The sequence below is a fragment of the Paenibacillus sp. FSL H7-0942 genome, from assembly GCF_045040715.1.
In the GTDB taxonomy this organism is placed as follows: Bacteria; Bacillota; Bacilli; order Paenibacillales; family Paenibacillaceae; genus Paenibacillus; species Paenibacillus amylolyticus.
Genome location: NZ_CP150279.1, coordinates 1277106 through 1299009 on the forward strand (window position 1 = coordinate 1277106; position 21904 = coordinate 1299009).

A 21904-nucleotide genomic window follows, 5' to 3' on the forward strand; every position below is an offset into this window, starting at 1 on the left:
TCGATAGAACAGGTGAAGATATTGTATTCGAATTTAATGTAAACCCTTTCATAATAAAGACATCGGTGAAGCCGAATGAACTTGGGGGAGGTCATTAGGATATGAAGAAAACATGGATGACACTGTTGATTACGGCATGTATGGTTGTGGCGGCGGGGTGTAGCAGCGGCGGAGACAGCGCAGGTGGAAGTACGGGAACAGATACAGGAGGCCAGACAACAGCCGGTACGGAAACGCCCAAGATTGGTGTTGCCATCTACAAATTTGACGATACATTCATGACGGGTGTACGTAATGCCATGACCGCAGCAGCGGAAGGTGTCGCGACTTTGGATATCGTGGATAGCCAGAATGCACAGCCGACCCAGAATGAGAAAGTGGATCTGTTTGTGTCCAAGAAATACAATGCAATGGCCGTGAACCCGGTGGACCGGACGGCGGCAGGTGTCATCATTGACAAGGCTAAGGCAGCGAACATTCCAGTGGTATTCCTCAACCGTGAGCCAGTGGCTGAAGATATGAACAAATGGGATAAAGTGTACTACGTAGGAGCAAAAGCGGAGGAGTCCGGTACGATCTCCGGTCAGCTGATTGTGGATTACTGGAAAGCACATCCGGAAGCGGACAAAAACGGCGATGGCAAACTGCAATACGTCATGCTGAAAGGGGAACCGGGTCACCAGGATGCAGAGCTTCGGACCAAATATTCGGTTCAGGCGATTCAGGATGCCGGTATCGAAGTGGAAGCACTGGCGGAAGACACGGCGATGTGGGATCGGGTAAAAGGTCAGGAGAAAATGCAGGCGTTCCTGGCTTCCCATGGTGACAAGATTGAAGCCGTTCTCGCAAACAATGATGACATGGCCTTGGGAGCCATTGAGGCATTGAAAGCAGCCGGATACTTCAAGGACGGCAAATCCATGCCGGTTGTAGGTGTGGATGCAACAGCTCCAGCCATTCAGGCTCTCCAGGATGGCACAATGCTGGGCACGGTGCTTAATGATGCCAAGAATCAGGGTGCAGCCACGGTGGCACTGGCTTCCGTACTTGCCAAAGGTGAGACACCAACAAAGGAAAATACCAAATACGATATTACAGATGGTAAATACGTCTGGATTGCATACAAAAAGATTACAAAAGACAACATCGCCGACGCCCAATAACAGCACGAGACAGGGACGTCCGACATTCGGGTAGCGTCCCTTTTTTGCCGGTCATATGGAAGGGAGGAACCAAGATGGAGTCACCTTACCTGCTGGAGATGAATGGAGTTTCCAAAGCATTTCCGGGTGTGCAGGCACTAAGTCAGGTCACATTGAAAGTGAAACCGGGGACGGTTCACGCCTTGATGGGAGAGAATGGAGCGGGGAAATCCACACTTATGAAATGTCTGTTCGGCATGTATCACCCGGATGAAGGAACGATACGTATCGAAGGAAAGGATGTGGATATTCCGAATTCCAAAGCGGCACTTCAGCAAGGCATATCCATGATTCATCAGGAGCTGAATCCGGTCCCGCATCGTCCGGTGATGGAGAATATATGGCTGGGTCGTTTTCCGATGAGGGGAATACTGGTGGACGAGAAACGGATGTATACCGATACGCTGGCGCTGTTCAAGGACTTGAACCTGGATATTGATCCGAAGGCTCAAGCTGGAACACTGTCTGTCTCCAAGATTCAATCCATGGAAATTGCCAAGGCGGTCTCTTTTCAATCCAAAGTCATCGTCATGGATGAGCCAACTTCTTCCCTGACAGGCAAGGAAGTGGATCAGCTCTTTACCATTATTAATGAACTGCGCAGTCGCGGTGTATCCATTATCTATATTTCACACAAGATGGAGGAGATCCTGACGATCTCGGATGAAGTGACAATCATGCGTGATGGTTTCGTTGTCGGGACATGGGATGCTGCTGATCTAACAACAGATCTGATCATTACACGTATGGTTGGCCGTGATCTGGACGAACGTTTCCCGGAACGGACGAACGTACCCGGTGAAGTGATATTAAAAGCCGAGGGTCTGACATCAAACCAGTCCAAATCGTTTTGTGATGTATCCTTTGAGCTGCGAAAAGGTGAAGTGCTTGGCATTGGCGGCCTGGTTGGAGCACAGCGGACAGAACTGATTGAGTCCTTGTTTGGACTGCGTGGACTCGTTTCAGGTACAATTTCGATTCATGGGCGCAAGGTGAAGATTAACTCCCCCGCAGCAGCGAAGCGTCATAACATCGCGTTGCTCACGGAAGAAAGAAGGGTTACAGGGATATTCCCTGTATTGTCAGTGTATGAGAACACGATCATTGCCAGTCTGGGGCGCTACCGAAATCGCGTGGGCTTGCTGGACGAGAAAAAGGGCCGCGAAGAGGCACGTGAGCAGACGCAGAAGTTCAGAACCAAAACGCCTTCAGTTAACACGCTGATTCGAAACCTGTCTGGCGGTAATCAGCAGAAAGTTCTGCTGGCCCGTTGGTTATTGACCGACCCAGAGATTCTGCTACTGGATGAACCGACACGTGGAATCGATGTAGGAGCCAAGTTTGAGATTTACACCATTATTACGGAACTGGCTCGTCAGGGCAAAAGCATTATCATGATTAGCTCAGAGATGCCTGAGCTTTTGGGTATGTCGGATCGCATTATGGTGATGAGCGAAGGGCGTCTCACCGGAATCGTGGACGGAGCCGAGGCAACAGAGCAGGATATTATGAGGCTGGCCGCGCAGCAGCGGATGGCTTAGTCAGGAGGGAAACAGATGAACACACAGATGATCAATCAAGTGAAACAATATGTAACACAACGCGCCATCTTTATCGTACTGATCCTGCTCATTATTGGTATTGCGATTGCTGATCCGAATTTTCTGGCCTTCTCCACACTGCGGGACATCTTACAGCAGTCCTCCACACGGGGCATTATTGCGCTCGGTGCAGCCTTTATCCTTGTCACGGGCGGGGTCGATCTATCCGCTGGACGGGTGGTTGGTCTGACAGCGGTTGTATCGGCATCGATGCTGCAAATTGACGAGTATGCGAACCGGTTCTTCCCCGATCTGCCCCATTTGCCGGTGTTGTTGCCGATTCTGGTTGGAATCACTGCAGGTCTATTCGTGGGTTTGGTCAATGGACTTATTGTAGCCAAATTACATGTGCCACCTTTTATCGCAACGCTGGGTACCATGGTTGCCGTGTATGGACTGAACTCCATTTATTTTGATACGGAACCCAACCAGTCACAGCCGATCGGAGGATTGAGACCCGATTTTACCGTCATTGGCTCTGGATACATTGATCTGGGCGGGGGTTATTCCATCCCGTATATTGTCCTCATTGCTATTGCGGTGGCATTAATCTGCTGGGTGATTTTTAACAAAACACGTCTCGGCAAAAATATGTACGCGATCGGTGGCAACATTCAGGCGGCGCATGTATCCGGAATTCATGTGGCTCGCAACCTGGTGACGCTGTATGCCATTGCAGGTGCACTGTATGGTCTGGGTGGTGTGCTTGAGGCAGCGCGCACAGGTGGAGCAACAAACAATTACGGTAACATGTATGAGCTGGATGCAATTGCCGCATGTGTGGTAGGCGGCGTATCAACGGCAGGTGGTATTGGAACGGTACCCGGGGTTATGGCGGGTGTGCTGATCTTCGGGGTCATTAACTATGGTCTGACGTTTATCGGTGTAAGTCCATACTGGCAGTTGATTATCAAAGGATTGATCATTGTTGCTGCGGTGGCTTTTGATATCCGTAAGTATATGGCGAAGAAATAAGATGAGCCTCAAGAGTTACACCGTTGTACTCCGAGTGCAGTACCATCTTCCGATCGCCCTTATCCCCTGATTTTCTTGATTCCCTATATTATAGGGGAAAATCCGGTGATAAGCGTATGCTTCCGATGTAGCTTTCTCCTAGAAAGCTTTAGGCGAACGCTATCGCTTCTTCAGATTGGTTCTGCACTCTACGTTATGGTGTAAAAATTCCATTCATCTTATATGGTAAAGCAGCAAAGAAGCCAGCCCTCGGGATATAGAGAGCTGGCTTTAATTGTTTAACCATTGACCATCCAATCGATAACGGGGATAACTGGTCCAATGATGCATAAGAGCAACATGAATCCGGCGACGTTATAAGATACACTTGTGCCATAATGCGAACGATTTTTTTTGGCGATCAAGAAGGCAGGAATCCAGAAGAGGGCTGCTACTACAAAAGGAATGTGAAGTCCTTGAGTTCCGTTGCTATAAATCGGTATGTTTATTAAGTTAAAAAGATAATGACTGATCATAAAATTTGTTTTGCCCCATTGGAAATTAAAGGCGAGACCCATCAATAGTACGAGTAGAGATAGAGTACCCAGACCGAAAGGTTTTCGTTGTGTTGTCATGTGATATCCTCCATAAGAAAGTATTTATCCTAAATTAATCCATTAATGTATTGTACCACAATAATGATTTATGCGAAGAGGAATTGTTTCACTTTTGTTGATTACAATTACATCATATGTCCTATTGCCTTCATAATTTATACATTCGTGCGAATTTGGCGAGCCTCCACTAATCGACAACATCAGCTAATCATAATCGATATAATACATGTACATAAGTTATTTGATGTGAGTTTTATGTCAAAGGGGGCGAGGCTGTTTGCTTAGTTACACGATGAAAATGGTGATATTCCCGCTAGGTTGTCTGCTTGTCATTCTGTCCTCTTATGTTCTCAGGCTTACCCCTAATATGGCAATAATGTCACTTTCGGCGACATTATTGGTAGCAAGTATTTATGGGGAGAGACGATATCCTGTGCTGCGAAAATTTCAGTGGATTTTTCTAGGGATATTCCACTATTTCAGTGAACTGAACTGGTGCAACATGCTGTATTATATGCTCATTATTTCAATGATCCAGGACAAACCAAGGTTGACGCAGACCTTGCCGATTTCGTTGCTGCTTATGCTGCAATATACGTTGATTCGGCTTTCGTATGTGCCTGTAGATACATATGCTTTGCTGGTTTCGTTATTTGACCTGTTAACCTCGGTTGTTATCATTTTTTTGTATCATACCTTAATCAACAGTGAGGTCGAGAAGCGCAGGCTTCGGGAAAAAAATCGGTTCCTGACCCTGCATGATCCGCTTACCGGACTGTTGAATTACGAAGGTTACATGGAGGTGTTACATAAGACAGTAGAAGAGCAACGGTCTTTTTTGCTTGTCCTTTTGAACGTCAATAACTTTAGCGGCTTTAAAAAAGAGTCAGAAGATCCTTGGTGTACGGTAATCACAGGTACAGGCCAGATGATCAGCAATCATTTCACCGAGGCCTATGGCATATCCCGGTATGCAGGAGACCGATTTGCGGTCGTTTTGCCAGAGATACAGGATGTGGAAGAACGAATGTCGTCACTACTATCCGTGCAGCTTCAAGGACTCCAGGTAAGCTACAGCATCTCCCTGTACCCGGAAATGTCGGATTCGTTGCAGCACTTTATGACGGTAGCCGAGGATAGGCTGCTTCAACAACAGCGCAGCAAATGGCTGAAAAATGAAGAAGAAGTATTTCGTTCCGAGAGACTAAGGGCTGTAGGTGAACTGGCCGCGGGTATGGCTCACGAAATTCGGAACCCGCTTACCGCAATTCGGGGATTCCTGCAACTGTCCCGTGGACAAGCCTTTAATATCGCGCCATGGTATGAAGTGATTATGGGTGAGGTGACAAGAGTAACCGATCTGACGGCTGAATTTTTGCAGTTTTCCAAACCACATGCCAATCACATGAAGCCTGAACATTTGGGTCACTGCCTTGAACGAGTGATGTCTTTGACCGAGTCAGATGCGGCATCCCGAGGGCATCAAATTACGCTTGAAATGACTAATGAGCCAGTTGTGATCATCATGGATCGAGATAAAATTGTGCAGGTATTGATCAATCTGATTCGTAATGCTTTTGAAGCAATGACAGACCCTGGTGAAGTCCATATGGATTTGTTGCAGGACGGAGACGCAGTACTCATTTCAATTACAGATACAGGAAGCGGCATTCCGGAAAATTCGCTATCCACCATCTTTAATCCATTTTATACAACCAAAGAAGAAGGTACGGGACTGGGACTTGCACTCTGCCAGAAAATTGTTCAGGACCACAATGGTAAAATTACCGTCCATAGTGAAATGGGGGTTGGCTCCACCTTCACGCTTCATCTGCCAATGGAGACTTAAATCATATAAGGGATCCAAAGATAGCAATTAAGTAGTCATTAGACAAAAACATAAAAACGCCGCATGGGTCCAGAAGAACCCCGTGCGGCGTTTAATATTTCGATTAATAAGTTGATGTGTGGAGACTACATTGGTTCAGATCATTTTAGCTATATAAGAGTGTGTCTGCAAATTCAAGTAAGCGATATGATGATGGAGGTCAGCGTATAAAAGTCTGAAGTTCAAGCCGGTTGATCCTGGCGAATGGGTAGTCGATTTTCTAAGGAACATAGGACGTCTTATTTGGCCTTCAAGTCCTTACTTTAATTTGTAAGAAACTTCAGACACGTTATTTCCCAACATCCCATGAAAAAACGCTGAAAATGGCTGTTTATTTGGATATAACGTGGCTCAGGTTCCTTAGATTTCTGAGAGAGCTTCAAAAGCTTGAATAAGACGCCTCAGATTCGTTAGAGCTCGCGCATACTCTGCTCCAACAGCGAGCGAGAAGACTCCTCCGGCCTGCACCAAGCGGAAGGATTCCTCCGGCCCGCACCAAGCGGGGAGATTCCTCCAATCCCGCTTGGTGCGAAGTGGAGTTTTTCATGTGGAATGGAGAATATCCGCTTTTGTGGCGTATTGATCACTTGTTCGCACACGAAGGACATGTCCTCGCACATTCAGGATACAGAGCATTCGCTTGCTCCGTACGCGCTAAGGTCCGCTTCGGCATGGAGTAAGTTTGCAGAGTCGCTTTAGTTCGACTTATTGAGCTGTCCCTGATGTAACTGATAGTAGAATCCTTGTTGCTGCATCAACTCGTCATGGCTGCCCCATTCAGCGATCTGTCCATCATCAATGACGAGAATCTGATCGGCTTCACGAATCGTGCTCAGTCTGTGGGCGATGACAAAGCTGGTGCGGTCTTTCATTAAAGTGCGCATCGCTTCCTGGATCTTCATCTCTGTACGCGTATCAATGCTGCTTGTTGCTTCATCCAGAATAAGAATGGCCGGATCAGCCAGAATTGCCCGGGCAATGGTCAGCAGTTGTCGTTGTCCCTGACTCAGGTTGCTTCCCCCGGAAATGATGGGGGTATCGTAACCCTGTGGCAGTTTGCGGATGAACGAATGTGCATTCGCCAGCTCAGCCGCTTGCCTGATCTGTTCATCGGTTGCGTCCGGCTTGCCGTAGGCGAGATTGTCGCGAATGGTACCCGAGAACAGGTAGGCATCCTGAAGTACAATGCCGAGTTGTCGACGGAGTTGATCCTTCTCCAGTTCCGAGATGTCACATCCATCAATGGTAATCCGTCCGCCTGTAATCTCGTAGAAACGGGGCAACAGGTTGATAATGGTCGTTTTGCCTGCGCCGGTGGGTCCAACAAGTGCAATCATCTCACCAGGTTTTGCAGTAAAACTAACTTTCTTAAGAATGTCTCGCTCCGCACTGTACCCGAAGGAGACGTCTTCAAATACCACTTTACCTTGAATCTGATCCAGTTGTTTCTTCTGTTCCTCTACGTATTCGCTAGGTGTATCCATGATGTGGAACACTCGTTCAGCACCTGCGATTGCAGCCTGAATCAGATTGTACTGATTGGCCAGATCGTTGAGCGGCCGCTCAATCTGGCGGGAGTAAGCGAGAAAGCTGACGATCAGTCCGATGGACGTCATTTCATGATAAGCCATCCATCCACCTACAGAAGCCAGTATGGCAAACCCGATATTGTTCATCACGTTCATCGTAGGTCCAACCAAACCCGAAACGGTCTGGGCCTGTGTGCTGGATGTGCGCAGTTTCTCGTTCAAATTCTCAAAATGTTGATGTGCCTGATCCTGACGGTTATAAGCCGCTACGACTTTTTGTCCAGCAATGGTTTCTTGAGCATACCCGTTAAGCTCACCAAGCAATTTCTGCTGGGCGGTGAAGTGTTTGCGTGTTCTTGACGCGATCAGGCGAGTGGCGATGGTAATCAACGGTACCGTTACCAGACTAAGCAATGTTAGACGAACATCGAGTGCAAACATGATCGATAAGGAACCAACGAGCAGGATGGCACTGGACATCAATTGGGTTACGCTTTGGTTCAGCGTTGTAGATACGTTATCGATATCATTGGTCGCCCGGCTCATCAGATCCCCGCTTTGATTTTTATCAAAAAAATGGATAGGCAGCTCTTGTAGTCGGGAGAACAGCGCATGTCGCAGATCTTTAACGGTCAGTTGGGACACACCAATCATGACATAGGATTGAGCCCACATCAGGAGTGAGCCAAGGACATAAACACTCAGCAAGAGGAGACATTCCTTCAGTAAACCCGCGGTTACCTTGGGCACGATATGTTCGTTAACGGCGCGGCCGAGAAGATAGGGTCCTGCCAGATTGAGCAGTGTTCCAAGAGCCGTCAGCACCAATGCAGCGATAACTCCTTTGCGATGACGCCCCATGTACGACCATACCCGAATCAGGGCGTGCCGAGCATTTTTGGCTCTGACTTTGGGAACAGGTCCTCTGCCCGCTGGTCCGGGTCTTCCGATGGGAGGCACGACCGTTTGTTGTATGGAGGAAGATGCAGGTTTAGCCAAATTGAACATCCTCCTTCCATTGCTGCGAATAATAGATGGCTTGATAATGTGATGAATGAGCCATAAGGTCATCATGTGTGCCTCTGGCAACGATCTGTCCTTCATCAATGACATATATACAGTCTGCATCCTTCACGGAGGAGATCCGCTGTGCAATCAAAAAGGTCGTGCTGTCTTTCATCAAGGACTGCAAAGCCTTCTGAATGCTCGCTTCCGTACGCAGATCCACGGCACTTGTGCTATCATCCAGAATCAGTACTTCCGGTCGCATGAGCAGGGCGCGTGCAATGGATATCCGCTGTTTCTGTCCACCGGACAGATTGACCCCGCGTTGACCCAGCTCCGTGTCATACCCATCTTTCAGTTTCATAATAAAATCATCCGCTGCCGCAGCTTGTGCCGCAGCACGCAATTCAGCATCCGTTGCACCGGGCCGGCCGAAACAAATGTTATCCCGGATGCTGCCGCTGAACAGGATGGATTCCTGTAGCACAATGGACACACGGCTGCGAAGATCCTGAAGATCCCAGTGGCGAACGTTCACTCCATTCACGAGCACTTCACCCTGCGAAGCATCGTATAGACGGGGAATCAGCTGCACCAGCGAGGTTTTGCCTGAACCTGTTGAACCGATCAGGGCCACTTTCTCACCCGGGCGAGCCTTCAGGTTAATGTCAGTGAGTGCATGGTCTCCGTCATAACGGAAAGATACGTCTCTGAACTCCACTTGACCGCCTGTGTGGGAGGGAAGAGAAGACGTTTGTTTTCGGGACTGATCACGAGTAGACGGGGATGACTGTACATTCCCGGAGTTATCGGTTCCCGATTGAATATCCGGCTGTGTATGTAACACCTCGTTGATCCGTGCAGCTGATACCTTGGCGCGGGAGAAACTCATCATCATCATGCCGATCGACGTGAGGGACGAGAGTACAACCGTGACATAGTTGATAAAAGCAATCAGATCTCCGGCAGCAATATCGCCTCCGACTACCTGGAAACCTCCAAACCACAGCACCGCTACAATGGTAGCGTTCAGCATCAGGCTGAGTACGGGTGCATTCAGTGTGACAATACGCCAGGCTTTGACGGCAGTTGAGGTGTAATCTTCATTGGATTGTTTGAACCGCTTTTTCTCCAGACGCGCACGTGCAAACGCCTTGACGACACGAATGCCGGCAAGATTCTCCTGAAGCACAGCGTTGACCTGATCAAGCTTGCTCTGCACACTGGCGAACAGCGGATAGGAAGCTTTTATCAGAATAAATAAAATAATAAACAGCACCGGTACAGTTGCAATAAGAATTAAAGCCAGCTTTACACTGATCGTAAACGCCATGATGATACTACCGATGATTAGCATTGGTGAACGGATAAACATCCGTAGCAGCATCTGTACAAAGGTCTGCATCTGGGTAATGTCACTGGTCAGACGAGTGATCAGAGATCCTTCCTGAAACGTATCCAGATTGCGGAAGGAGAAGGTTTGAATATGGTCAAACAGTTCCTGGCGCAGATCTGTGCCGTATCCAACGGCAGCTTTACTTGAATAGAGTGTACAGCCTGCGCCGCCAACCCAGCCGATTAACGCAACAAGTAGCATGATCAGACCTGTAGTCACGATATGGGGCAGATTCCCTGCAAGTACACCATCATCTACGATGCTGGACATCAGCTTGGGCTGGAGCAGGTCCATGGTAACCTCAAGTACCATGAGCAGCGGGGCGACGATTGCCGCCGACTTATACGGGGTCAAGAATCGTTTTAACGTCCACAATAGGGAATCACCTCAATCTTCACAGCATAAGTGAATCAATTTCATAATACCTTTAGCTGCTTCAATCGCGAATCTTTATTACCTCAAGCTTCACGCAGGTTTTGAAGCATACGCTGTGCAAGTTCAGACATGATCTCGGATTCTTCCGGTGTAAAATCTTTCTGGGCTTGCTGTTCCAACTCCTGAATCACTTCTCTCAATTCTTGTAGCGCAGAGCGCCCTTGATCCGTCAGGTATACCCGCAAACTGCGCATATCTTTCGGGTCTGCTTCACGTCTCACATAACCGGATGATTCCATGCGCTTGAGCATCACGGTTACCGTTGCGGGACTGCGCTGAAGTTGTTCGGCCAGGTTTTTCTGGGATTGGCCATCTTCCCGTTCAAGCTGGAACAGCAAAGGGGGCTGCCCCGGGTATAACTCGGGGTGGTTCACAAGTTTCTCATGAACCTTGTAGCGTTTCAGTTTCACGAGTTCGGATAGCTGTCCCATTAACCGATCATTTTGGACTGGGTTCATATCATCTACTCCTATCCTTTTAGTTAGTCGACTAAATAAATCTTAAGTTTGATTTGACATATCGTCAAGTGAATACAAGTCGTTAATTTTGGATTAAAGGTATCTCCAGGTCGATTGGCTGGAAAGTAAACAAGTAAAATAGATAAGAAAAAAACCTCTGTTTTGAGCGGAAGAGAGTATGATAACTAACTCTGTTCCGGTCTCTAAGAGAGGTTTTTTGGTATTGTGACACGTTAAGTGTGGAGTGTAAGGAAAATTATTTTTTGGAGAACATTTCTTTGGCTTCATCCATGGCCATTTTATTACCGATCGATGAGTAATCCAGCCAAGGTTGTGCACCAATCGGGTAGACATGGCCGGCTTTGACTGCTTTCAGGCCTTGCCAGATCGGATTGTTTTGCAGCTCCTTGAACATGGTCTGGGCTTCATCATCCGAATTCACAACCACAAAGATCGCATCTGCATCATAGTCTGGCAATATTTCACGGGAGACGACTTGATACGGTTTAGTCGAATCGATATCTGTGATCCCTTTGGCAGGAGTCAGACCGAGATCCTCATATAAAATGGGACCCATGGGACGGCGTGTACTGAACACACGTAATTCTTTGGCAGTAACACGGATCGCCATCACAGTACCATCACCAATGGTGTCGTTAATGAGGGACTTCACTTCTTCCGTTTCGGTTGCGTAGTCCTGAATGTATTGCTCGGCTTCCTTCTCGCGATTCACGAGTTTGCCAATGTCTTTCAGATGGTCGCGCCATGTACCGTCATCCAGATTGAAGACATGCACCGGAGCAATTTTTTCGAATTTGGCAATATCACCACCGGAGAATTCTTCGTCCAGATAGATCACATCGGGTTTCAGGGCAAGCAAAGCTTCCATATCCGGGTCTTTAACCGGACCAAGTGGCGTTGTATTTTGAAGTTGATCAGCAACATGGGACAGGAAACCTTTGGCTTCGCCACCGATAACGGAACCAACCGGAGTAATGCCGAGAGACAGCAGATCATTGGTCAGATGGATCGACATGGAGGCAATACGTTGCTCTCCCGAACTTGCACTGTTGTCTTGATTCTTGGTTGAAGTATCCGTAGACGAACCACCAGAAGCAGATGGTGAATTATTGGCCGTTCCACAGGCTGCGAGTACAAGTACCATACAGATACTCATGACAAGCATAAGATTTTTCTTTAACATGGGTAGTCACATTCTCCTTGAACATCTCTTGGATGTCTTAATTGTTTTTTTGAAAAAAAGATCACTTGCTTCGTACTAACAGGTACAAAAAGTAAGGTGCACCAATCGCAGCAACCACCACGCCTGCCGGAATGGCATTAGGCTGAAAGATGGTTCGCCCGATCGTATCAGCGGTCACCAGAATAACCATACCGATGAGCCCGGCAGCAGGAATCAGATGCCGATGCATCGGACCAACAAGTCTGCGCGCCAGATGTGGCGCCGCCAGACCGATAAAGCCGATCCCACCAGCCATGGATACACTAACGGCAGACAAGGCCACGGCACAGAGCAGCAAAATAATACGCTGGGATCGGACAGGTGTCCCGATACTGGTTGCGGCAGCATCTCCAAGATTGAAGGCATCGAGCGTTTTGGATCGACTCCAAATGTACGAGATACATAACACCACCCAAGGAAGCAACGCTTGCACATGAATCCAATCCCGGCCCCAGACGTTTCCTGCCAACCAGCGAGCGGCAAAGGAATAGGTGTCTTCATCCAGACGCAGGGATAGGTAGAGTGTCAAGGCATGGAACCCGGCCGCTACCGCGATTCCCACCAGAATCAGCTTAATGGGTGATACGCCGTTATGGCGATCATAAGATAACAGCATGATGATCAGGGCAGCGGCCACACTGCCTGCAAAAGCAAACAACGGGATCAGCAAGGCCACAGAGCCATCCATCGTAAAGGAGAGACTAACAAACACCATTAGTCCAAATGCAGCCCCTGCATGTAATCCCAGAATGCCCGGGTCCGCCAATGGATTGCGGGTGATCCCTTGCAAGGCTGCTCCGGCAATACCAAGTCCCGCTCCGGCCAGTACAGTTACCAGGATGCGAGGCAGTCGGTAATCAAACAGTACAATCTGATCATCCGAACTGCCATTACCAAACAAAGTCTGTAACACAGCCGCTGGGGAGAGACGAATGGTTCCCGTGTTCAGGCTGATCACAATAACGGCAATGGCGATGCAGAGCAGCGTGATACTGACGACTATCGAACGTTTACCTCGTGAAGGTGTATTAAAATTCATCGCTACAAGGCCCTCCTTTCTTTACGGGCCAGATAGAGGAAGAAAGGTACACCGACAAAAGCGACCATAATGCCTACCGCGAGCTCCTCGGGCGGGTTCACGATGCGTGAGCCCAGATCAGCGAGCACCAGTAATATCGCTCCAAGCAGAGAAGACATCGGAATGATGAGTCGATAATCCACACCCACCAGTTTGCGTGAGATATGAGGGATGACAAGTCCGACAAATCCAATCGAGCCTACTGCCGACACGGACACACCAGCCAGCACAACAACCGCTGCGAGGGCGAGAAACCTCGTCCAGCGCAAGTTAATCCCGAGATTAATCGCTACTTCTTCACCGAGTGACATAAGGGATACACGCCGGGCGAGTGGCATGATCAGTACCAGCGTCACGAGCAGCACGGGAAGGATTAACTTCAGATGCCGCCATTCTATTCCGCCAAAACCTCCCGCATACCAGAAGGCCAGATCCTGACTCAGGTCAAAATAAATGGCAACACCTGTGCTGAGCGAGGTTAACATGGCTGCAATAACCGCTCCGGCAACGGTCAGTCTGATGGAATTCAGACCACCAGGTGCTGCCATTCCAAGCAGGAAGATAAGCAGTGTGCCCAGAACAGCTCCCACGAATGATAAAAACATAATCCAGCCGTATGGCAGTCCGGGCCAAAAGGCAAAGCTCAGTGCTACGACAAAAGTGGCTCCAGCATTAATGCCCAGAATGCCCGTGTCTGCCAGCGGATTACGCGTAATGCCTTGCATTAAAGCTCCTGCAACGGCAAAGGCAGCGCCGATAATAACTGCGGCAAGGACACGAGGCAGCCGCAGCTCATGAATAATCTGGTGTGGTGTCAAAGCTGGGTTGTACTGAAATATGGCAGCCCATACGGTTTCCAGCGTTAACCCTTTGGCACCTAAAGAGATTGCGACAAACATACTTAGCAGCAGTATGGCTATGGCAGACAAAAACGTCAGCCCAACGGTCACTGCAGATTTTCTTGAATTAGACGGACGATGTGGCAGTCCCGGATGTTGAATACGGGTCACTCCTTTGGTACCAACAACGTATTTCATTGTTATTGATTATCATTATCAATTAGTGATCATTATAGAATCTTAATTCAGGCCCGTACATGGCATAAATTAAGATTCTGGAGATGGACATTTTTTAGATTACAAAAGTGAAGGTTTGTTCGTCAACATAGAGATCGCTTCATCGAGCTGGATGTTGATGGAATATGGAGCATATACGACCCATGAGTTCCAGTCGATGAGATGTACACGTCCGTTTTTTACCGCAGGATGGCTGTTCCACAGTGGATTCGAAGCCATCTCTTTCAACAGTGTTGCCTTTTCATGCATAGAATTAATCGCCAGTACCAGCACATCTGCCTCAAGTCCGTCCCATTCTCCTGGTGTGAAGGGCAGCCAGTTGAATCCAACGCCGGGAGATTTGCCAGCCAGTTCGGTCTGAATGCGCTGAGGAGCGGCCAATTGCAAGGTTCGATAAAAGACATGTCCAAAGTTCCGATGGCTGTACATCCGTGGACCTTTAGGTGTTAACGTGCCAACGGCAACGGTGATGTCCCCGACGAATTCCTTGATTTTTTTGCGTGCACGCTCTGCCTTGCGTTCATGTCGATCCAGCCAATCTGTCGCTGCTTGGGTACGATCCACAATGGATGCAATCTGATGCAGATGACCGAAGACGTCTGTCTGGTTCCAGGGAATCGTGATGATGGGCGCGACATCGCCAATATGCTCCATCGCTTTGGCAGCTGCATTGTCCTTGGTCAGAATCAATTCAGGATTCACATCCAGGAAAGCCTGACGTCCCTGTTCCCAAGGTTCATAGGCGTGGAAGGGCAGCGTCAGCGATTTGGGCATATGAGGAAGATGGCCTTGGATCTGAGCTGCGCATGGCGTGATGCCAAGTGTCATCAGGTGGTCCGTGTATGGATAGGAGAGCGACACGATATTTCGGTGGACCTGCTTCGAATAGGAAGTTGGCGCATAACCGGCATGGTTTCGGAAACGTCGGCTGAAATAAAATTCGTCACGGTAACCCACTTCACGAGCCACATCACGGATACGCAGATCTGAAGTAAGCAGCAATTCCTTGGCTCGGTTCATACGCAGATGAGTGATGTACTCAATCGGATTTTTCTGCATGCGGCTCTTGAATAGCTGCGAGTAATAGGACGGGTGCATGTCAGCCAGTTCAGCCAGCTTCTCCAGCTTGATCTCGTGCATATAGTTTTCGCGCATGTATTGCAGGGTGGACCTGAGCCACTGTTCGGGTTCATCCTGCCCAGCCCCCACGTCAGTCTGGTCTTCTTGAGGCCAGAGCATATGTAACAGTTCCGTCAGGAAGAGCTGTGCTTTCAAGCCCCTTTCCAAACCTTCATTGCTTAATTGTGTAAGCTGTGCGGCAATGCGCTGTATACCGTAAAATGGGCCCTGAATCCAGCCTGTAACAGGTGAACTGAGCTCACGTTCGTAGATTCGTCTGGCTTTTGTTTTCTCCGTAGCCCGATACATATCAAAGTGAATGATATACAGTTCAATATCATGGTCTTCATCACTAAACAGTTCAATTGCAGTTCCTGGTAGGGATAGACAAGCTGATTTGCGAACCACGTGAGATATGATTCCATTCATGATCAGTTGGCCTGTGAATTTGTGCATGTATATGAAGGTATGATGAGCTAACTCAGTTGTGGACCAGCGCCATTTCTCACGGGTTATAATATGTTCTGCCTGACGAAGTTCGATCAGGGTATCATTCAAGAATGCATCCAGGTCTGCTCGAGTTGAGGATTCCTTTTCTGCATTGGGACTTGTCTGCTGGTGCAACGTGTGTGGATTCATGCCGCTGTGGGCGGTACCCGGGATGGTAGTCATGGTGTTATGCGTCCTCCTCTCTTTTGAACAGTTTAGGTAATGATTGAATATGGAACACACCATATTTTCTCGGACCTGAGCGTCTTTCTTGAACGTCTCATCTATTGATGCGTTTTGCATGATGTAGTGAATACTGGCTGCCTTGTCAAAAGCACGTTTGCAGTATAGCCAGATGTTTTATGAATAGCACAGGGTATATGATCCCGTTATCAGATGTGATCGATAGTTTAAACAGATTGCCGCTAGTTACAAGTATGTTTACGGACAAGACTTCTTGGCCCTAGTCTGCTGATAATCTTAGCAAATCTACTGGAGAATTGAAATGTACACAGATATGTTCGAGGCCCTGATGAGCTTGAAGTCTATTGAAAGCACATAATCGAAATCGTTTTCTGACGTAAGCGTTTCTTTTTGGTAAAATAAAGGGGATAACATGTTGGCCTGATATGAATCATGAACCTTTTCAACTCAAATTGCAGTAGGGAGGCTTTAATATGACAGAAGTAGTGGGACGGGACAAAGTACGCTGGGGCATTATGGGCACGGGATGGATTGCATCCCAGTTTGCAAGGGATCTGGAGCATGCGGGAAACGCTGTGAAAGCAGCGGTAGGTTCACGGACAGCGGGAAGTGCGGAGAAGTTTGCAGCTGAATATGGTTTTGCACGCGCTTACGGTTCTTATGAAGAGATGCTGCAAGATCCTGAGGTAGATATTATCTATGTGGCAACACCTCACCCTGTGCATAAGGAGAATGTAGTGGCTTGTCTGGAGGCAGGTAAAGCGGTGCTCTGTGAAAAGCCATTTACGATGAATGCACGTCAGTTGGAGCAACTGGTGGAGACGGCACGGGAGCGTAACCTTTTCCTGATGGAAGGGATGTGGACACGCTTTTTGCCACCGATCGCTCAAGCCAGAGCATGGATTGCAGAAGGACGAATCGGTGAAGTACGTTTGCTCCAGGCAGACTTTGGATTCCGTGTCGGCTGGGAGCCGGAAGGAAGATTGCTTAATCCCGATCTGGGTGGGGGCGCTTTGCTGGATGCAGGGGTGTACCCGATCTCCTTTGCATCGATGATCTTTGGTGAACAGCCCCAGCATGTATGGAGTACAGCCAATATCGGTGAGACGGGTGTGGACGAGCAATTTTCCGTGTTGTTGTCCTATTCCGAGGGACGTTCTGCATCACTGAGTGCTGCCATTCGTCTGAACCTTAGCAATGAAGCGGTCATATACGGTACGGAAGGCAAGATTCGTCTTCCTTTATTCTTGGCGGGTAAAGAAGCCTATCTGCATGTGAATGGTCAGGACGAGCCGGAGAAGTTCACGGATGATCGAACATGTATTGGTTATGCTTTTGAGGCAGAAGAAGCGGGACGTTGTATCCTCGAAGGTCGGACGGAGAGCAACACCATTAAACTGGACGAATCCTTGGAAATCATGAAACTGATGGACACGATTCGGGGCCAGTGGGGATTACGTTACAAATCGGAGTAAACAGACAGGAGCTGACGTGTGATGGTGAAGATTCTGATATCCGGGTTTGAACCTTTTGGCGGGGATGCGGTGAATCCGACGGGGGCATTAATGGATGCTCTTGCAAACGAAGTGATTGAGGGTGCTGAGCTAAAAACAGTACTGTTGCCCGTGCACTTTGATGAATGTGCAGACCTGCTAATCGCAGAGATGGAAGCCTATCGGCCAGATGTCGTCATCGCCTGTGGGCTGGCCAAGGGCAGAACATCCATCACACCGGAGCGGATCGCCGTGAATGTCAAAGACATTCCGCCAGGCTCCTACGCGGATAACCAAGGACAGCGTCCTGTGGACGAGCCAATTGTAGACGGCAGCCCGGACGCTTTGTTCTCCACGTTGCCCATACGTGCCATGGTGAATGACATGTCCGCAGCAGGTATTCCAGCTACCGTGTCCAATACAGCAGGTACATATATCTGCAACAACACGATGTATCGGGTACTGGATCACATTCGTATAGGGCATCTTCCGATCCGTGCAGGATTTGTACACTTTCCTGCCTCCACAGAGATGGCTGTGTTGCAACCTTCCGTTCCATCGCTTCCTATTCCCATGATGCTGGATGCGCTGCGGATCATGATCCACACGGTTGTGGCTGATTCGTAGGGGATGGTTACGATCGTTCGGCTGCGGTTGCAGCAGATCGTAGGTGACGGTTGGTTGGATTCGTAGACCGTAGTTGTGAGAGGGAGAGTAGTGAGTTGGGGTGATGGAGGTACAGTAGGGTTCAAGATGACGTGGAGAGCGTGTAGTTGCATGGTTTTTGTCTGCTTCGATCTTGGGTTGAGCAGAGTGTTAGATATGAGTATAAATATGAAGTTGAATAGAGAGTAAAAAAAGAGCTGTCCCATCGTCATAAGTCTGACGTTAGGGGACAGCTCTTTCTATTTCGTGTGTCATGTGTCATGGGTAGTGTAGTCCAACATGGTTAGTGAGGTCACTAGTTTGCAGCAAAGAACCTTGATGAAAGTTTTTTGCCTAGTTAAAAATTAGACTCTAAAACCGCAAACCGCAAACCGCAAACCCGAAACCCGGTAAGGCTTATATAACTTTTGCTGGAAAGTAGGGAATCAGCTAAATAGGTACAGGGGAGTTTAAAAGACGGACTCCGATTCGTGCCCTCCTGAATACGACCTTTACTAACCCTAAGTAACTAAGCTCTTAAGAAACAAGACGCAAGGACACCACCATTACCTTGGCTAGCTAAGTGGTTTGTATCCACGAAAACCCCGAATAGACTTCTACGAAGCTTACTCCTCAGAACACCTTGGAACGGACTCAAACGAACCGAGCACACGCTATTCTAGGAAAATCTGCACATACCAATTTCTAACGAATCGTAGGATCGTTATTGGGTGGAATGAAGCGAATTTGTTGGTGATATGACCGATTGCTAACTGAATAGAGTGTCTGGGATTCGTTAGAATTTTCGTAGCATGATATTTGGCTAAATAAGGTGCACTGGGTTCGTAAGAGAAAAAAACTGCGAATTTGTAGCACCCTAAGTCTACTTTTACAAACCACTTAAATTTCGAATCCCCGAATAGGCTTCTACAAAGCTTGCTCCTCAGAGCGTCTTGGAACGGACTCTAACGAACCGAGCACACGCTATTCGCCGAAAATCCGCACATACCAATTTCTAACGAATCGTAGGATCGTTGTTGTGCGAAATTATGCGAGTTTGTCGGTGATATGAACGAGATTTAGCCGAATACGGTGTCTGAGATTCTTTAGAATTCTCATACCACGTTATTCGGCTAAATAAGATGCGCTAGGTTCTTTAGATATAGAGCGAAGTGAAACTAACTCAAATTAAATCAAAGTTAGATTCGCAACAGATCAAGGTCGAACTCGGGAACGAGTCCTTCTTTCATGGCGCGGCCAAGCAGTGCAGTGATTGCACCGTAACCATCATCACCCAGGTTGGCGCTGAACTCGTTAACGTACAGGCCGATATGTTGTGCAGCTACGTCAGGGTCCATTTCTTGGGCATGTTCCATAACGTATGCTCTCGACTCATCCGGGTGCGCCCATGCATATTCAACGGAGGCGCGTGCCCATCCGGCGAGGGCATGAGCATCCATGTTGCGACGTGCGATGATCGCTCCAAGCGGGATCGGAAGGCCTGTGTCGCTTTCCCACCAGTTCCCGAGATCTGTCATTAGTTTGAGATCATAATTCTGGTACGTGAAGCGTGCTTCATGGATGACAAGTCCGGCATCGATCTTGCCGTCACGAACAGCAGGCATGATCTGGTCGAATGGCATGACAACAATCTCGCCTACACCGCCAGGAACATTTTGCGCTGCCCACAGACGGAATAATAGATATGCTGTCGAGCGTTCACTTGGCACAGCAACCCGTCGTCCAGACAGATATGCTGGATCGGTCGTGCCATTTGCGGTCAGAACCAAAGGACCACAGCCTCTGCCAAGTGCGCCTCCAGCAGGAAGCAGAGCATAGTCAGATAACACGTATGGCAGTGCTGCATAAGATATTTTCATCACTTCAGGTGTGTCGGGTCCATCCGGATTTGCTGCCAGACCATTGGTAATATCAATATCAGCATAACGGACATCCAGCTTAGGTGCGCCCGGGATTAACCCGTGCACCCACGCGTGAAAGATAAATGTATCGTTTGGACAAGGGGAAAATGCAATTTTCATGATGTAATAACCTCCCGTAAAATGGAACTTGCGGCCTGGAGCGCATCGAGGGCGTCCTTGATGCGCCAAGCGTCGCGGTCGCGTGGACCGACCGCGTTGGATATGGCCCGCAGTTCGAGTGCTGGCACGCCGAACTGCTGGGCAGCTGTTGCCACGCCGAAGCCTTCCATGCCTTCGGCGGCGGCATCCGGCACGCGGCGCAATAGCTCCGCGGCTGTCTCCGCTGTTCCGGTCGCCGTGGACACGGTGACCGCAGTGCCTCCGCTGACAGCGAGCCCGGCCCGCTGCAGCTCATGGCGCAGGCGAGCGGCAAGCTCCGCGTCCGCCGCCACAATGGACGAGCCGAATCCAAGCTCGTCCACACTAAGGAAGCCGTCTGGCGTCTGCGAGCCCAGATCGGCAGCAACCATGGCGTCGGCTACCACGAGGGAGCCGACGTCTGCCCGGCCGGGGAACCCGCCGCCGATGCCGGCACTGATCACCAGCATGTAGGCTGGTGATCCGGCTCCGGCAAGGGGGCCCGGCCTTGAAGATGTGGCAGATGCCTGTGCCACATCGGATGGGCTTGGCGCGGTGGAACCCTGCGCCAACGCCCTAGTGCTCGCAGCCGCTACGGCATATGCCAATGTAGCGGCTGTTCCTGCTGCGGCCGAGGCTGGGCCAACGCCAGCAGCGATGACGTCAAATCGTTCCGCGGCCATGTCTCCCAAACCACGGAGGACCGCATCTTTCTCCGCATCAACCGCGGTTACAATTAACACACGTTGTGATGAATTTGCTTGTACCGGACTAGTATCTGAAGTCGTTGTTGCCTCGCTTAATTCTCCCTGTTGGTCACTAGTCTCGAATGAGGCGTTCGCTTTATTATTCTGATCTTTATCCTGTCTATGTTCATTCATCTCGGATTCTCCTTATGAGGTATTAGAAGTGTAACATATGCCTCCATAGTATCTTTCTTACAGCAAGTTTCTAGTTACACTTCTTAGGGTTACTACTTACTTCTATATTTTCGTGTAAATGTATAGTTCAGCTTATATAAATGGAATTCGGGCATATATTTGTCCACTACAAAAGGACATTTATCTTGATTTTGTCTTTCAAAGAGTGGACACTTTTTCTAAAAAGATACTATATCCATCCATGAATATGAAACACTACATATAGATGTTTTCAGATATAAAATTAAAAATAATCTATATGTAGAATATCAATTCCGAGGTGCTTTCTCATGTCCGTGTCCACCCTTTGAAAGACATATCTACAATATGTATGCTCAGTGCGGACAGCACGAGTTGGCCCTCCAAACGAACAGATAAACGATTCAAAAGGCTGGAGTCTGCCCGACCCATCCAACGCGAATCATATATAGCCTTAGGATTTTAGACCAACAAGCCAAATGAATAACGGTCCAGTCTACACTCGACCACTGC

Annotated in this window: 16 protein-coding genes; 6 read left to right on the forward strand and 10 right to left on the reverse strand. The window is 48.6% G+C overall.

Annotated elements, in window-relative coordinates:
• The first annotated feature begins 101 nt into the window (after window positions 1–101).
• The 3 genes from MHI48_RS05670 (at window position 102) to mglC (ending at window position 3778) form a co-directional block, all read left to right on the forward strand.
• A complete protein-coding gene (locus tag MHI48_RS05670) occupies window positions 102–1163 on the forward strand; it encodes a galactose ABC transporter substrate-binding protein (RefSeq protein ID WP_338707901.1) in 1062 nt (353 codons plus the stop codon).
• A gap of 74 nt (window positions 1164–1237) precedes the next feature.
• Complete coding sequence (locus MHI48_RS05675) at window positions 1238–2743, forward strand: sugar ABC transporter ATP-binding protein (RefSeq protein ID WP_338707902.1); 1506 nt, start codon at window positions 1238–1240, stop codon at window positions 2741–2743.
• A gap of 15 nt (window positions 2744–2758) precedes the next feature.
• Window positions 2759–3778 carry a galactose/methyl galactoside ABC transporter permease MglC gene (gene mglC / locus MHI48_RS05680; protein ID WP_405143360.1) on the forward strand — a complete coding sequence of 340 codons (1020 nt, stop codon included), beginning with the start codon at window positions 2759–2761 and terminating at the stop codon, window positions 3776–3778.
• 278 nt (window positions 3779–4056) lie between these two features.
• On the opposite strand, the gene MHI48_RS05685 is transcribed toward mglC, so the two are convergent.
• Complete coding sequence (locus tag MHI48_RS05685) at window positions 4057–4392, reverse strand: hypothetical protein (RefSeq protein ID WP_338707904.1); 336 nt, start codon at window positions 4390–4392, stop codon at window positions 4057–4059.
• 274 nt (window positions 4393–4666) lie between these two features.
• Here MHI48_RS05685 and MHI48_RS05690 point away from each other — a divergent pair, with 274 nt between their 5' ends.
• A complete protein-coding gene (locus tag MHI48_RS05690; RefSeq protein WP_036606550.1) occupies window positions 4667–6223 on the forward strand; it encodes an ATP-binding protein in 1557 nt (518 codons plus the stop codon).
• Between the two features lie 734 nt (window positions 6224–6957).
• On the opposite strand, the gene MHI48_RS05695 is transcribed toward MHI48_RS05690, so the two are convergent.
• The 7 genes from MHI48_RS05695 to MHI48_RS05725 all read right to left on the reverse strand — a co-directional run bounded on the left by MHI48_RS05695 (window position 6958) and on the right by MHI48_RS05725 (window position 16273).
• The gene (locus tag MHI48_RS05695) at window positions 6958–8790 is read right to left on the reverse strand and encodes an ABC transporter ATP-binding protein (RefSeq protein WP_143781500.1); all 1833 of its coding nucleotides are present in this window, start codon (window positions 8788–8790) and stop codon (window positions 6958–6960) included.
• Window positions 8783–10567 carry an ABC transporter ATP-binding protein gene (locus tag MHI48_RS05700; RefSeq protein WP_076329436.1) on the reverse strand — a complete coding sequence of 595 codons (1785 nt, stop codon included), beginning with the start codon at window positions 10565–10567 and terminating at the stop codon, window positions 8783–8785. The genes MHI48_RS05695 and MHI48_RS05700 overlap by 8 nt, the downstream gene beginning before the upstream one ends.
• Window positions 10568–10650: 83 nt before the next feature.
• On the reverse strand, window positions 10651–11085 hold the full coding sequence (locus MHI48_RS05705; RefSeq protein ID WP_076253351.1) for a MarR family winged helix-turn-helix transcriptional regulator: 435 nt from the start codon (window positions 11083–11085) through the stop codon (window positions 10651–10653).
• A gap of 256 nt (window positions 11086–11341) precedes the next feature.
• A complete protein-coding gene (locus tag MHI48_RS05710; RefSeq protein WP_076329437.1) occupies window positions 11342–12289 on the reverse strand; it encodes an iron-hydroxamate ABC transporter substrate-binding protein in 948 nt (315 codons plus the stop codon).
• Window positions 12290–12350: 61 nt separating this feature from the next.
• A complete protein-coding gene (locus tag MHI48_RS05715) occupies window positions 12351–13367 on the reverse strand; it encodes an iron ABC transporter permease (protein ID WP_076329438.1) in 1017 nt (338 codons plus the stop codon).
• 2 nt (window positions 13368–13369) lie between these two features.
• Window positions 13370–14443, reverse strand: a complete 1074-nt coding sequence (locus MHI48_RS05720) for an iron ABC transporter permease (RefSeq protein WP_081745833.1) — start codon at window positions 14441–14443, stop codon at window positions 13370–13372.
• Window positions 14444–14542: 99 nt separating this feature from the next.
• On the reverse strand, window positions 14543–16273 hold the full coding sequence (locus MHI48_RS05725; protein WP_076329439.1) for an AraC family transcriptional regulator: 1731 nt from the start codon (window positions 16271–16273) through the stop codon (window positions 14543–14545).
• Between the two features lie 494 nt (window positions 16274–16767).
• Here MHI48_RS05725 and MHI48_RS05730 point away from each other — a divergent pair, with 494 nt between their 5' ends.
• Together MHI48_RS05730 and pcp are read left to right on the forward strand one after the other, a co-directional pair.
• On the forward strand, window positions 16768–17769 hold the full coding sequence (locus MHI48_RS05730) for a Gfo/Idh/MocA family protein (RefSeq protein ID WP_076329440.1): 1002 nt from the start codon (window positions 16768–16770) through the stop codon (window positions 17767–17769).
• A gap of 21 nt (window positions 17770–17790) precedes the next feature.
• Window positions 17791–18414: a pyroglutamyl-peptidase I gene (pcp, locus tag MHI48_RS05735; protein ID WP_076329441.1), complete on the forward strand. Its 624-nt coding sequence runs from the start codon at window positions 17791–17793 to the stop codon at window positions 18412–18414.
• A gap of 1217 nt (window positions 18415–19631) precedes the next feature.
• On the opposite strand, the gene MHI48_RS05740 is transcribed toward pcp, so the two are convergent.
• Window positions 19632–20474, reverse strand: a complete 843-nt coding sequence (locus tag MHI48_RS05740; protein WP_017690309.1) for a 1,4-dihydroxy-6-naphthoate synthase — start codon at window positions 20472–20474, stop codon at window positions 19632–19634.
• Window positions 20471–21373, reverse strand: a complete 903-nt coding sequence (locus MHI48_RS05745) for a futalosine hydrolase (protein ID WP_076329442.1) — start codon at window positions 21371–21373, stop codon at window positions 20471–20473. Before MHI48_RS05745 ends, MHI48_RS05740 begins: the two co-directional genes overlap by 4 nt.
• Between the last annotated feature and the right edge of the window lie 531 nt (window positions 21374–21904).